Origin of the sequence: Treponema sp. OMZ 840, assembly GCF_050937815.1 — a bacterium.
Classification (GTDB): Bacteria; Spirochaetota; Spirochaetia; order Treponematales; family Treponemataceae; genus Treponema_C.
On sequence record NZ_JACDIJ010000004.1, the window covers coordinates 204,903 to 217,611 of the forward strand.

Here is a 12,709-nt window from a genome sequence, read left to right on the forward strand (position 1 = left end):
AAGTTTATGAGGAGGCTTATATGATTAAGGTATTGTCCGTGGGAGGTTCCATTGTTGCCCCGGCAGAACCGGATACGGCGTTTTTAACCGCATTCGGCGCCATGATACGCTCTTGGCTGAATGAAGACAAAGAACGCAAGCTTATTTTTGTCGTCGGAGGCGGCGCTCCTGCGCGGATATACCAAAAAGCATACCGCAGCGTATGTTCGTTATCGCATGCGGGAGCAAAAGCCTGCGAGGGGGCGGAATATGACAGCGCCGAAGCCGATTGGCTGGGTATTATGGCGACAAGGCTTAACGCGCAGCTTTTAAAAGCCGTTTTTGCCGATTTATGTCCGCAAGATGTGGTGTATAACCCGACGGAACCGACGGAATTTTCAGGGCGCATTCTCGTTGCCGCCGGCTGGAAACCGGGTTTTTCGACCGATACGGATGCCGTCTATTTGGCAGAGCGTTTCGGCGCAAAGACGATTGTAAATCTTTCAAACATCGAAAAAGTATATACCGATGACCCCAAATCAAATCCGGCTGCACGCCCTCTGGATGCAATATCATGGAGCGATTTTCGCAAAATGGTCGGCGACGAATGGGTCCCCGGTAAAAACAGTCCCTTTGATCCGGTAGCAAGTAAAAAAGCCGAAAGTGCGGGAATTTCAGTTATTTGTGCCGGCGGCAAAGACATAAACAATATCCTTGCCGTTTTGAATGAACAAGAATTCACGGGCACCCGTATAGGGTAATATAAAAATTGAAAAGCAAAATTAAAAAGCACTCATGCGTTTTAAAATATCCGCAAGTTTTTTCCCGTAATCGGGATCGGAAGCCCACGTGCCGCTTAAATCGTAAACCGTGGGAGCTTTCCCTTTAGGATTAACCCATTTGTAACGGGGATCTATAAGCGGCATACGGAGCGCTTCGGCGCTGCCGTATGCTTTTAAATGCTGAATATGAGCGCGTACGCCTTCCTGTTCGGTATTAAAACGATTTCCTCTTTGAACGGCGTTTATCGCTCCCAAACCGCAAAAATTATTCATATCCTCGGTAACCAATCCGCCGAAGCGCAAAAAACCCGTTTCCAAGCACATTTGTGCAAAAGCGATATCCGAGTTGATACCTTCCAAAGAACTTTCAAATACATACAAACGGGATAGCCGCCGAACTTTTAAAACATTCGCATCGGGAACCTGTGCCATAAAAAAACGTTCCAAAGCGAGGGCTGTTTTAATGCCCCGATTCGCAATAATCGGCGACGGGGAAAAAAGGTTTTGCGGTTTCTTTTTTTTCGGTTCTTTCGGGATGCCGGAAAACGAAACGCAAGAAACAATCAGCACACAAAACGGCAAAAAGAGCAGTCTGCATAACACAAGCATACCCCGCTGCATTCCGGAAAAACTTTTTACAATACTTTTGACCTTGATTTTCACGCTAAAACTATACTTTTTATTAAAAAAAAAGGCAATAAAGGTATTTTATGTATAAAAAAATCGATATGCACATCTATAATAATAATGAGGAGGCGCTATGGATGAATTGGCTTATTCGCTATCGGAATTGACTCTTAAAAGCGGGACAAAGCCGGCGGCACGCGAATTGCTGCTTACAAGCGGCGTACAAAGTTTAAGCACACAAGAATTGATTATGGTCCTTTTAGGATGCGGTACACAAAACATACCGGTACGGCAATTATCCGGAAAGGTTTTGCATATAGTGCAAACCGCAACCGAAGAAAATCTTGCGGAAAAACTTTTGCATACGCACGGTATAGGTAAAAGCAAAGCCTGTATTATTTCGGCGGCAATAGAATTGGGTAAAAGGCTGAATGTCGCTCAAGGAATAAAGATTCTTCATCCGACGGATGTAGTACCCCTTTTGCAACATTATACACTCGAAAAGCAAGAACATTTTTTATGCGTATCTCTTAACGGAGCACAGGAAGTTATGCATATCCGCACAATAAGCGTCGGAATCTTAAATCAAACCCTTATTCATCCGCGTGAAGTATTTGCCGACCCCTTAAAAGAACGCGCCGCCGCAATTATTTTGTCGCACAATCATCCTTCGGGCAATGCCGATCCTTCGGATAAGGACATCGACATAACAAAAAGGCTGCTTAAGGTTTCCGAAATTATCGGCATACACTTACTTGATCATATCATTATCAGTACAGCCGATTACTTTAGTTTTGCGGAAAACGGACTGGTTTTTCAACGGTAAATATGCTATCATTCGGCTATGAAACGAGTTGAAAAACTGATTTATGCAATGATCGTTTTTTTGCCCATCATTACACTTTCCGCTCAAACGCCTAAAATCGGTAAAAAAAAATATACGGACTCTTTACTTTCGGCATTGGATATACGTGCAAACGTATCGGCAGCGCAAGTATATGTGAACAATACATACCGGGGAAACACTCCGCTTAAATTGACAGATATCCTGCCCGGCAGCTATAAACTGCGAATTGAAAAAGACGGCTTTTACCGGCAGGAATTCGAATGTACGCTGGAAAGCGGTACGGAATACACAATACGTGCCGAACTGAAAAGCATCACCGGAATTTTACACATACGGGCAGACGAAGCGGATGCGGAACTGTACATAGACGGCAATAAAAAAGGCGATTTTTTCATATGCTTTTCTTTAGGTGCGGCGAAACCGTCCCAAACAAAAAAAAACGCACACCGCACGGCACAAAATGCATCGCAAATCGGTATCCAAAACTCCGAATGGACACTGCAAGTAAGCGAAGGCGAGCATACGGTACAAGTAAAAAAATTCGGTAAATACAGTGCCCCGGTAAGGGTTTATGTATTTAGGGAAACGGAGGTGAATGTCGATTGTCACCTGAATGAAGCGGTTTTTGAATTAACCTCTTTTGCCGCACAAAAAAAACGTTTTAACCCCTACAATCCGGGCAGCTTAGGTATATGCGGTTTTAACTTTTCCGTTACCGCACCGGGAAAGGGAATACTCGAAATATACGATAAAACGGGAAATCTCGTATACGCTCACAATTTGCCGCCGTTTACCGAAGAAAAACAAAACGTATATTGGAACGGACGCAGCTTTGACGGAACAATTCCGGAGCAGGGCGTATATACGGCATATCTAAAAACACGGGGCGAAAATGATGAAGCTTTTTTATTGTCCGACGGTATCGAGGTTTTTATAGACCCTTCTTTATTTTACCCGCTGACGCCTCAATCGGCTTCGGGTATATCCTCGGGTATTGTGCCGTCCCTTCGCCTTATGCCAAAGGGCGGCATATATACCGCTTACACTGCAGGCGGCGATTTTTCTTTAAAAAACGGTTTTAATTCGGCTCCCCTTTTTTATTCGTTCGCATATACGCCGCTTCGTTTTTTGGAAACATCATGCAGTATCGGAACCGAAATACGCGCACAAAGTCAAAGTCCCTTTATCGTACAAGCTGCGTTAAAGGCGGCGGCACAAGCACATTTTTTATATTACGGCGCTTTTATACATTACGGCTATTCGTCGCAAAACGGAATAAGTATTTTTAATGAAAGCGGTTTGGCTGCAGGCGCTGCGATCGCCGTAAACGTCAAACCTGTATGCATAACGCTTTCTCAAACAGCCGTATTCGGCGATAGCCGCGGAATGCTGTACCCATTCGGCGGCAGGCTCAAAACGGGGCTTTCGTGCGCAATTCAACGGAATTTTTATGCAATTCATCTATCTGCTGCATGGTTTTTACCCTTCAGCGAAAAAGGAATTTACAGTCCGGGAACCGGATATTGCGGTGCGGAATTTTCATATTTAATACCCAAAACGATATGTATGCCCTTGGCGGGCTTGTATTATACATATACGGCCGGTACATCCGGCGGCATAGGTTTCCGTATAGGAACGGCGATTTTTCTTTAAGGGTCGGAGTACAGGGAGAAATAAAAGTATGGAAAACTTTTGGTCGATTTTTATCAGCATATTAAGCGCCATAAACTATATGTTTATCGTGTTTATTTTGTTTTTTGAAAAGCAGGATGCAGGAAGACGTTTTGCATGGATACTGACTTTAAGTTTTTTACCCGGTATCGGCATTGTTTTATACTTTTTGTTCAGCGGACATTTTTTTACCAAAACACGCAAAATGGAAATCGCAAAAAAATACGTCAAAGAAGAAACAAAGCAATTAATGAGCGATCAACAAGCTTTTTTTTCCGCCCAAGCGGGCAAACTTCCCAATACCGTCATGAACGAATATGCATCGCTTATTGAATTGAATTTGAACTACGGCAACAGTCCGGTTACTTTTGCAAAATCGGCCGAAATATTTACCTGCGGCGAGGAAAAATTCGCTGCCTTATACAGGGATATTGCAAAAGCCGAAAAATCCGTATATTTGCAGTATTTTATTATTCATAAAGATAAAACGGGGAAAAAACTTCTTGATTTGCTGTGCAAAAAAGCACAAGAAGGTTTGGAAGTGCGCCTTTTATACGACGATATAGGCTCCTTTACAACCCCGCGCTCTTTTTTTGCCGAACTCGATAATGCAGGCGGTATGACCCTGCCCTTTTTTGCCGTAAAAACCGGCAGTCCGTGGTCTTTAAATTTCAGAAATCACCGAAAAATCGTCATTATAGACGGAAAAATCGCTTATACCGGCGGATTTAATGTCGGCGACGAATATGCGGGCTTAGGAAAGGTTGTATGGCGCGATACCCATGTGCGTTTAACGGGAAGCTGTGTTTTGTCGCTTTTAAACATTTTTTTGGTCGACTGGTATTCGGTTGCAAGCGGCAAAAAAAAGTTTTCGGCAAAATCCTGGCCGTCGCCCGCTGTCGTACAAGATAAAATCAACTCGGCAAATAAAAACATTTTGCAAGCGCTTAAAACGGAAGTACCCGATGAAACCTCGCGCATTCCCGCTCAAATCATCGCTTCCGGACCCGATACCAGAGATCATACCGAAATAAAAGACGCAATGATACGTATGATTATGAGCGCAAAAAAAAGCATATACATACAAACACCGTATTTTACCCCCGACGCCGCTTTTTTTTCGGCCGTAAAAATTGCGGCAAATTCGGGCATAAAGGTATCCATCATGATTCCCGGTCAATGGGATAAATTTTATGTGAGGGCGGCCGCTTTTTCTTTTATTCGGGACCTTTTACCTTCGGGCGTACGCTTTTACAAATATCCCGGTTTTATTCATGCGAAAACGCTCATTATAGACGAAAAAATTGTAACAATCGGCTCATGTAATATAGACAGCCGCAGCTTTGAACTGCACTATGAAGCGAATGTATTTTTTTATGATGAATTTTTTGCGCAAAAATATTCTTCCATATTTTTGGAAGATTGTAAAAAGTGTACAAAATACAGCTTGGCATGGCTGAACAGCCGGCCGCTTTTGCAAAAAGCATGGTGGGGTTTTTGCCGCTTATTTACCCCGCTCATGTAGATTTTCTTAAAAGACTTTTTTTGCATAAACGACAGTCTTGTATTTTCCGGCATATTTCGATACAATAAACGGTAATTCCGCATTTTCGGTTTTGCTTACCGCTGCCGAATCCCCCGTTCCGCAATACAAAAAATAAAAATCGGAAAGGTTTTGCGCGGAAGTTTTACACGTTTAAGGAGAGTTACAGATGAAAACCGTTTCCGCTTTGCACAGCGCGCGCTATGCGTATAAGCCAAAACTTCCCGCCGTATTAAACGGGAAGGTGGAAAATCTGACTTTAAGCTTCGGCAAAAAAACCGAAGCCGTTTCGGACAAGCAGGAGTTAAAAGAGCTTTTTGCCCATACATACGGAAAACCTCTTGCCCAAGTGCAAAAAGGCAAAAATCCGGCCGCACTTAAAAAAATCAAAGTCGGCGTTATTCTTTCGGGCGGCCAAGCACCCGGCGGCCACAATGTTATCTGCGGCTTATATGACGGTTTAAAAAAAGGCAATGCGGATTCCGTTTTGCTCGGCTTTAAAGGCGGCCCTTCGGGATTGCTCGAAAACGCTTTTATCAAATTCAACGATAAAATTATCGACGAACACCGCAACACCGGCGGCTTCGATATAATAGGTTCGGGACGCACAAAAATCGAAACGCCCGAACAATATGCCGCCGCGGCAGAAACCGCTAAAAAAAATAAATTGGACGCCCTTGTCATTATCGGCGGAGACGACTCGAATACGAACGCGGCATTGCTTGCCGAATATTTTGAAACGCATAAAATAAAAACGCAGGTAATAGGCGTTCCGAAAACCATAGACGGCGATTTGAAAAACGACCTTATCGAAGCCAGCTTCGGTTTCGATACCGCATGCAAAACCTATTCGGAGCTTATCGGCAACTTGGCGCGCGATGCGAATTCGGCAAAAAAATACTGGCACTTTATTAAATTAATGGGACGCTCGGCAAGCCACATTGCCCTCGAATGCGCCCTGCAAACCCAGCCGAATATCTGCCTTATATCCGAAGAAGTGGAAACGAAAAAATCGACATTGCGCGAAGTAACCGATGAGATTTGTGCGGTAATCGCAAAGCGCGCCGAAAACGGAGAAAATTTCGGTTTGATACTTATTCCCGAAGGTTTGGTCGAATTCATTCCCGAAATAAAAGCCCTTATCGCCGAATTAAACGATAAAATGGCGCTTAAAAAAGACGAGTTCGAAAGCTTGCACGGCTTTGAGCAAAAAAAAGCATGGCTTAAATCGAACCTTTCGCAAAAATCCTTCGACGCCTTCGACGCTTTACCCGTCGCAATCGCCGACCAATTTTTAGCCGACCGCGACCCGCACGGTAACGTACAGGTAAGCCGCATCGACACCGAAAAACTTTTAGCTTTAGCCGTCGAAAAACGCCTTGCCCAAATGAAAAAAGAAGGTACCTATCGCGGAAAATTCAGCTCCTATACGCACTTTTTCGGCTATGAAGGCCGCTGCGCCTTCCCGTCAAACTTTGACGCGGACTATTGCTATGCACTCGGTTACAACGCCTTTATCCTTATTGCAGGCGGCTTAACCGGTTATCTTTCGTCCGTGCGCGGCTTGGTAAAACCCGCAAAAGAATGGACGGCAGGCGGCGTTCCGCTTACGATGATGATGAATATGGAACAGCGCCACGGAAGTAAAAAGCCTGTTATAAAAAAAGCTTTAGTTGAGTTAAACGGAAAGCCCTTTAAAAAGTTCGCTTCGCAGCGCGATAAATGGGCCGTAAAAACCGATTATCTGTTCCCCGGCGCCATTCAGTATTTCGGTCCTTCCGAAGTATGCGATCAGCCTTCCAAAACCCTGATGCTGGAGCGAAAGTAAGTTTTAAAGTAAGTTTAAACCGGGCGGCTCAAACGGCGCCGCCCGGTTTTACTTGCGGTTTGCCGCAATAAGATGGTATTTTATACCCCACATACGCTAGCCTGTTTCTATTTTAAAATTGTTTTACACCCAAGTTTTGTTTCAACAATCTGTCGGTTTTGAAAACTGTGTTATATCTTATCTTACAGCTGAGTACCCGGAAAAACTCCAAACAGTTCGTTTTATAACCTGATTTTTTTCATTATACTCTAAATAGTAAGAACAAAATTCTTTATTAACATTATCAGTAACATAATCATCGGGAGAAGAATGATAATAATGATCATAGGCAATATATGCTTTTAATAACCCGTTTTCATAAATAAATTCTCCATAATCCGTATGATCCAGTATACCATTTTTATAATAATAATTTAAATTATATTTTTCTCCGTTGTAATTCGTTACTTCCGAACGTAACAGTTTTTTATTATCATAGTAATGTTTTATATAATTTCTCCCGATTACAATTTCAATAACATTTTTTAAATAAGTAATTTTTTTATAGTCAAATTGTTGCGGTACGTTATCTTCATCGATATATTCACATTTACCGATAAACTGATTATCCTTTCGATAATAATTTAAATCATAGTTCAAGTGATCTCTGCAAATAGTTTCTTTTACCAGGTTTCCCTCAATATCATATTCGTATTTGCTTCCATAAAAATTTCGAGCAGGTCTTATTACTATATCATATTCTTTTCCATTATTACTAAAACTCATTTCTGAAATACATACATCATCATAAGCACTGCTGGGATAGTAACTTCTAGCTTTAATCCAAATATCTTTTGCTTTTCGTTTTTCAGAAAACTTTAATTTCTGAGAAACCATTTCATCTTTTAAAATAAAACTTTCTTTTAATTTATCAGAACCTGTGTCATTATAATTAAAAATAAAATTTATTTCTTTTATTCTATAATTCTTTAAGTACCATTTTGAATCGAAATATCCTGCACTTATATTAATTTCATCAAATTCATATTCTTTATCAAAGTGTAGAATTAATACTAAATCATCATAAGTTTCATTTAGAGGAACTGCAAAAGCGGTATCATTTTTTTTATCAAACATTTTTAAAGGTGAATACCGATATTTATCGTTTTTATCATATGTCATAGTTTTAATTAATCTTATTTTTTGAATTTTTAATTCATTTGCAAAAATAGAAAATGACAAAAAGAACATTAATAAACCTACTATTTTTTTCATCTTTTACTCCGTTTCCGACCCGCCGGGCTGTGTCTACCATGCGCTTAGCTTGCAAACAGGTATAGTTCCGTTTGTCAGCGTTGAAGCGGGTACCGGGCTTTATATTCTTTTTTCTGCACGGATATATACTTCATTATCCGATCTTGCCGCAATAACCAAAATATACATTTCCTTTGTTTTTTCATCTTGTATTAATTTATATACGACTCTCATTCCGAGTTTTTTAAATTTTATTTTCAAGTAGTTTGTTAAATCGGTTCCCGCTTTTGTACCTAGGGGTTTTCCGTACCCGCCTTCATTTTGCGGCAAGGGGTTTTGTGCAACCTTTAAAATGCCTTTTAGAACCGCTCTTCTGACCGATTCATCCAATTTTGACAGTTCCGCTTCGGCTTTCGGATGATATTTGATACCCCACATACGCTAATCCAACTCTACGTCTATATCATCGAGATCGGATTGTGAAATATTATATTTTTTTAGAATTTCTTCCTGAGATATAGGCACCGCATTGTCGGTTTCTCTTTTTTGCGCTTCCGTCAGCAATAAAAGATTTTCATAGTCATCCAATATATTCTGATAATCCCGGGGACTTATTAAAATGCATTCGGGTACATTGTTTTTTACAACAATTCTAAGTCCCTTTTTTTTCACTTCTGAAAAAATTTTATGTGCTTCACCCTTATTGAATCTGCCGATCGGAATTATGGAGTCTAAAATATTTACCGGTTTTAACGCATTCATAACAATACCGTTCTATAGATATTACTATACATAACAATCTTTATCTTGTCAAATTTATCGATAATATCCGCATATCCGGAATATCAGCATATCCGCCCGGTTTGATATAGAGATTTTTAAGCTTTATACAGGCCATTCCCCTATTTTACAAGCGCTTCAAGTCTGTCCTTGAATTCTTCATGCGAAGAAAAGGAGCCGAAAAAGCTTAAATCCTTTAAGACGATATCCGCACCCGCATTTTTAAGCTCTTCCTCGGAGAAAGAACCCAATAAGCCGATACAAAGGGCACCTGCGGCCTTTGCAGCCTGTACGCCGTTGAGCGCATCTTCCACCACAAGGCAGTCTCGCGCATTCAGTCCGAGGCCCGCCGCCGCCGTAAGATATATTTCGGGGTCGGGCTTTTTATGCGTTACCTTATTGCCCCACACCGCATAATCGAAGCCGCCGGTTGAAAAACCGATTGCTTTTAAGTTGATATCCAGCTTGATTTTATCCGCACTCGTAGCAAGCGCCGTTTTAAGAGAGGCTTTTTTCGCATTACGGATAAAATCGGCCGTTCCCTTCATAACGCAGTCGGTGCCGGAAATCAGTTCATCGTAAATACCGTAAGCTTCAATTTTTGCCGCTTCAATATCTATTGTCAAACCGTATTTTTCGGCAACCCCGCCTATAAAGCGGTTTTCTCCCGCCCCGATAAAGGGTGCAAAGTCCGCAGGAACGGCATTCACGCCGCGCCTTTTAAAAAATTCAATACATGCTTGAGCAATTTGCTCTTCCGAGTTGATAAGTACTCCGTCCACATCAAATAAAATTCCGCGTATCATAGAAACCGATTATATCATATATCGGCCGGATTTCCAACTCGCTCCCTTGCAAAATTTCCTCTTTGCAACCGCCCGTTTTTTATCACCTTGCAAAATAACGCGAAAATCGTTATACTTATGTTATGAATACAAAACTTATTAATCCCGATATAGGGGTGCTTCATGCAAATATTTGCAACTCTCCCTATTTTGAAGGTTTTTGGAAAATAGAACGCGGCGTATCGGTTAACTGCTATGTTCTTACCGGCGAAAAAAAAGCGCTTATCGATTTATACAGCGAGTGGGAACATGCCGACGAACAAATAGAAAATCAATTAAAGCTTTACGGGCTTTCGATTGAAGACTTGGATGTTTTGGTTATGCACCATATGGAATGCGACCATACCGCCTGTGTCGCTGATTTGATGAAGCGCAACACCAAACTGCATATTTATTGTACGGAAAAAGCCGCCGCACTGCTCAAAAATTTCGTTAAACTTGAAGAAAAAGACTGGGAACGTATCAAAACCGTTAAAAACGGCGACAGTCTTTCTTTGGGTAAGGGCTGCAATTCGGGCGATGAACTGGTTTTAACCTTTTATGAAACGCCGAATATCCATTGGCCGGAAACGATGATGAGCTACGAAAGTTCTTCAAAAACCCTGTTTTCCTGCGACGGTTTCGGCTCTTACGGCGCTTTACCCGAAGGCCGTGTATTCGACGATGAATTTTCCGAAAACGAACACCGCATGTTTGAAGAAGAATGTCTGCTCTATTACGCAACCGTCGTCGCCTCTTTCGGCGTTCCCGTAAAAAATGCCCTTGCAAAATTAAAAGATTTGGACATTGCGGTGATTGCGCCCTCACACGGCATCGTGTGGCGTAAAAATCCCGGCGCCATCGTCGAACGCTTTACAAAATACGCAGGCTACAATACGGGCGGCGAGCAGGATAAACACATTTGCGTTATATCCGGCTCAATGTACGGGAACACCGCACGGGGAACCGAAGCGCTTATCGAAGGCATAAAAGAGGCGGGCATTCCGTATACGCTTTTGAATATTCCCGAAACCCCGCTGTCGCACGTGCTCTCCCAAGCACTGCGTTCGAAGGGGCTTGCCCTCGCCTTCCCCACCTACGAATACAAAATGTATCCGCCTGCCGTTCACGTACTCGATATGTTTGCGCGAAAACACATTTACAATAAAACCGTCGCACGCATCGGAAGCTGGGGCTGGTCGGGCGGAGCCCAAAAAGAATACGAACAGTTGACTGCAAACCTCCGCTGGACAAACCTTGAAAGTCTTGAATGGCAGGGCACGGCAAGCGCGCAAAACCTTACCGACTTAAAAGCGCTCGGCAAAAAACTTGCCGAAAGCTTAGAATAATCGGAATAGTATTAAAGCATTTGAATATGTACAGCTTTATGAGCAATCGGCATACTCAAATGCTTAGCATAGCTTGTCTTAGTCTTAGTCGCAGTCTTAACCGCAAACGGGAATATGATATACTGTGTATTCGCCTTCCAAACCTTTAAACTCCAATCGGTGCCGTTTTACGGTTTTTGAAACTTTTGCAATCGTCCGTTTGATATCCTCATCGTTAAACAATTCTTCCGATATGACAACTTCATTCGGTAAAGCCGACGCTTGTATACGTGCAGCGGTATTTACCGTCGAACCGAAATAGTCGAGCCGGTTGTTTAAAGTAACTATAATAGCGGCGCCCGAATGTACGCCTATTTTCACTTCTATTTTTTCATTTTCGGGCTTGGACGCATAATGCGCTATTAAGCGTTTTTGAGCTTCCAAGGTTGCCGCAACCGCTTTTTGCGGACTGACAAAAGCGCCCATTACCGCATCGCCGATGGTTTTTACCGGAACTCCGCCGAATTCTTTTATTACGTCAAACAGAATTCTAAAATGCTCACGGACAAGAGAAAATGCCCTTGCATCGCCCAAATCGGAATACATTTGCGTCGAACCTTTTATATCGGTAAACAAAACGGTAATTTTCATAATTTGCAATGATTGATCGGAAATTAAAACATCGGCGCTCATAAGTTCGCGGTAGGTATTGTTTTGAATAAGATCTATACCGCGCAATACATTATACTTTTTCCACGTAAGATAATTGCCCGCTGCAACATCCGCATCGGTTTGCTTTTTGTATGCTTCTTTTATGTGAGCGGGAATTTCGCGTATGTTCGGATGGGCTGAAAAAGAAACTTCGATATTGTCATCCAACGAATTAACGAATTCGCCATGACATGCCGGGCAAAAATCCGTTGATTTTGCCTCATTAATCGATAAGGTTTCCGCAGCGATAGTTCCGCAAACAGGACAATGATACATCCAGTCGAGCAAAAAAAATCCGTCATACACACCTTGAATAAAAATGTCGATTATTTCATCCTTAGTCAAACCGAATTCCGCAGCTAAAGCAAGGGTATCGATGCGGAACAGTTTTTCATCCGGAAAAGAGTCCAATTTTAGAGCAATATCATCGGCAATTTTTTGATTTTTGGTATAAGTCAATTTAAACATGATAATTCTCCTTATTGTAAAGTATAATAGGCGGACAAATAAAAATCAATTGCAAATGCCTTATTCGACCATGAACGGCGAATGCGGC

At 42.0% G+C, this 12,709-nt stretch carries 12 protein-coding genes; 6 read left to right on the top strand and 6 right to left on the bottom strand.

Translation table 11 applies throughout. The features are described 5' to 3' along the window. Window positions 1-20 precede the first annotated feature (20 nt). On the top strand, window positions 21-740 hold the full coding sequence (gene pyrH, locus H0R92_RS08080) for a UMP kinase (RefSeq protein ID WP_432962933.1): 720 nt from the start codon (window positions 21-23) through the stop codon (window positions 738-740). A gap of 21 nt (window positions 741-761) precedes the next feature. On the opposite strand, the gene H0R92_RS08085 is transcribed toward pyrH, so the two are convergent. Beyond that, complete coding sequence (locus tag H0R92_RS08085) at window positions 762-1,424, bottom strand: glucosaminidase domain-containing protein (protein ID WP_432962936.1); 663 nt, start codon at window positions 1,422-1,424, stop codon at window positions 762-764. Window positions 1,425-1,521: 97 nt separating this feature from the next. On the opposite strand from H0R92_RS08085, the gene radC reads away from it, so the two are divergent. From radC to H0R92_RS08105, 4 genes are all read left to right on the top strand, one after another. Then, on the top strand, window positions 1,522-2,214 hold the full coding sequence (gene radC, locus H0R92_RS08090; RefSeq protein WP_432962939.1) for a RadC family protein: 693 nt from the start codon (window positions 1,522-1,524) through the stop codon (window positions 2,212-2,214). Window positions 2,215-2,232: 18 nt separating this feature from the next. After that, on the top strand, window positions 2,233-3,888 hold the full coding sequence (locus H0R92_RS08095; protein ID WP_432962942.1) for a PEGA domain-containing protein: 1,656 nt from the start codon (window positions 2,233-2,235) through the stop codon (window positions 3,886-3,888). Between the two features lie 28 nt (window positions 3,889-3,916). After that, window positions 3,917-5,431, top strand: a complete 1,515-nt coding sequence (gene cls / locus H0R92_RS08100) for a cardiolipin synthase (RefSeq protein WP_432962945.1) — start codon at window positions 3,917-3,919, stop codon at window positions 5,429-5,431. 187 nt (window positions 5,432-5,618) lie between these two features. Further along, entirely contained in the window at window positions 5,619-7,277 is a 1,659-nt protein-coding gene (locus H0R92_RS08105; protein WP_432962948.1) for a diphosphate--fructose-6-phosphate 1-phosphotransferase, read from the top strand. A gap of 177 nt (window positions 7,278-7,454) precedes the next feature. On the opposite strand, the gene H0R92_RS08110 is transcribed toward H0R92_RS08105, so the two are convergent. The 4 genes from H0R92_RS08110 to H0R92_RS08125 all read right to left on the bottom strand — a co-directional run bounded on the left by H0R92_RS08110 (window position 7,455) and on the right by H0R92_RS08125 (window position 10,096). Continuing rightward, window positions 7,455-8,531 carry an NADase-type glycan-binding domain-containing protein gene (locus H0R92_RS08110; protein WP_432962951.1) on the bottom strand — a complete coding sequence of 359 codons (1,077 nt, stop codon included), beginning with the start codon at window positions 8,529-8,531 and terminating at the stop codon, window positions 7,455-7,457. A gap of 99 nt (window positions 8,532-8,630) precedes the next feature. Beyond that, a complete protein-coding gene (locus H0R92_RS08115) occupies window positions 8,631-8,948 on the bottom strand; it encodes a type II toxin-antitoxin system RelE family toxin (RefSeq protein WP_428769268.1) in 318 nt (105 codons plus the stop codon). Window positions 8,949-8,951: 3 nt separating this feature from the next. Next, window positions 8,952-9,272 (bottom strand): type II toxin-antitoxin system Phd/YefM family antitoxin, encoded by a 321-nt coding sequence (locus H0R92_RS08120; protein ID WP_428769266.1) that lies wholly within the window; start codon window positions 9,270-9,272, stop codon window positions 8,952-8,954. Between the two features lie 140 nt (window positions 9,273-9,412). Next, window positions 9,413-10,096 (bottom strand): HAD family hydrolase, encoded by a 684-nt coding sequence (locus tag H0R92_RS08125; protein WP_432962954.1) that lies wholly within the window; start codon window positions 10,094-10,096, stop codon window positions 9,413-9,415. Window positions 10,097-10,218: 122 nt separating this feature from the next. Here H0R92_RS08125 and H0R92_RS08130 point away from each other — a divergent pair, with 122 nt between their 5' ends. Beyond that, a complete protein-coding gene (locus H0R92_RS08130) occupies window positions 10,219-11,463 on the top strand; it encodes an FprA family A-type flavoprotein (protein ID WP_432962957.1) in 1,245 nt (414 codons plus the stop codon). 96 nt (window positions 11,464-11,559) lie between these two features. On the opposite strand, the gene H0R92_RS08135 is transcribed toward H0R92_RS08130, so the two are convergent. Continuing rightward, entirely contained in the window at window positions 11,560-12,621 is a 1,062-nt protein-coding gene (locus H0R92_RS08135) for an adenylate/guanylate cyclase domain-containing protein (RefSeq protein ID WP_432962960.1), read from the bottom strand. Window positions 12,622-12,709: the final 88 nt, after the last annotated feature.

Bases quoted from the DNA above. Each gene is read 5' to 3' on its own strand.
- H0R92_RS08110 (WP_432962951.1), bottom strand. From the start codon at position 8,531: ATGAAAAAAATAGTAGGTTTATTAATGTTCTTTTTGTCATTTTCTATT.
- H0R92_RS08125 (WP_432962954.1), bottom strand. From the start codon at position 10,096: ATGATACGCGGAATTTTATTTGATGTGGACGGAGTACTTATCAACTCG.
- H0R92_RS08105 (WP_432962948.1), top strand. From the start codon at position 5,619: ATGAAAACCGTTTCCGCTTTGCACAGCGCGCGCTATGCGTATAAGCCA.
- H0R92_RS08095 (WP_432962942.1), top strand. From the start codon at position 2,233: ATGAAACGAGTTGAAAAACTGATTTATGCAATGATCGTTTTTTTGCCC.
- radC (WP_432962939.1), top strand. From the start codon at position 1,522: ATGGATGAATTGGCTTATTCGCTATCGGAATTGACTCTTAAAAGCGGG.
- cls (WP_432962945.1), top strand. From the start codon at position 3,917: ATGGAAAACTTTTGGTCGATTTTTATCAGCATATTAAGCGCCATAAAC.
- H0R92_RS08130 (WP_432962957.1), top strand. From the start codon at position 10,219: ATGAATACAAAACTTATTAATCCCGATATAGGGGTGCTTCATGCAAAT.
- H0R92_RS08120 (WP_428769266.1), bottom strand. From the start codon at position 9,272: ATGAATGCGTTAAAACCGGTAAATATTTTAGACTCCATAATTCCGATC.
- pyrH (WP_432962933.1), top strand. From the start codon at position 21: ATGATTAAGGTATTGTCCGTGGGAGGTTCCATTGTTGCCCCGGCAGAA.
- H0R92_RS08135 (WP_432962960.1), bottom strand. From the start codon at position 12,621: ATGTTTAAATTGACTTATACCAAAAATCAAAAAATTGCCGATGATATT.
- H0R92_RS08115 (WP_428769268.1), bottom strand. From the start codon at position 8,948: ATGTGGGGTATCAAATATCATCCGAAAGCCGAAGCGGAACTGTCAAAA.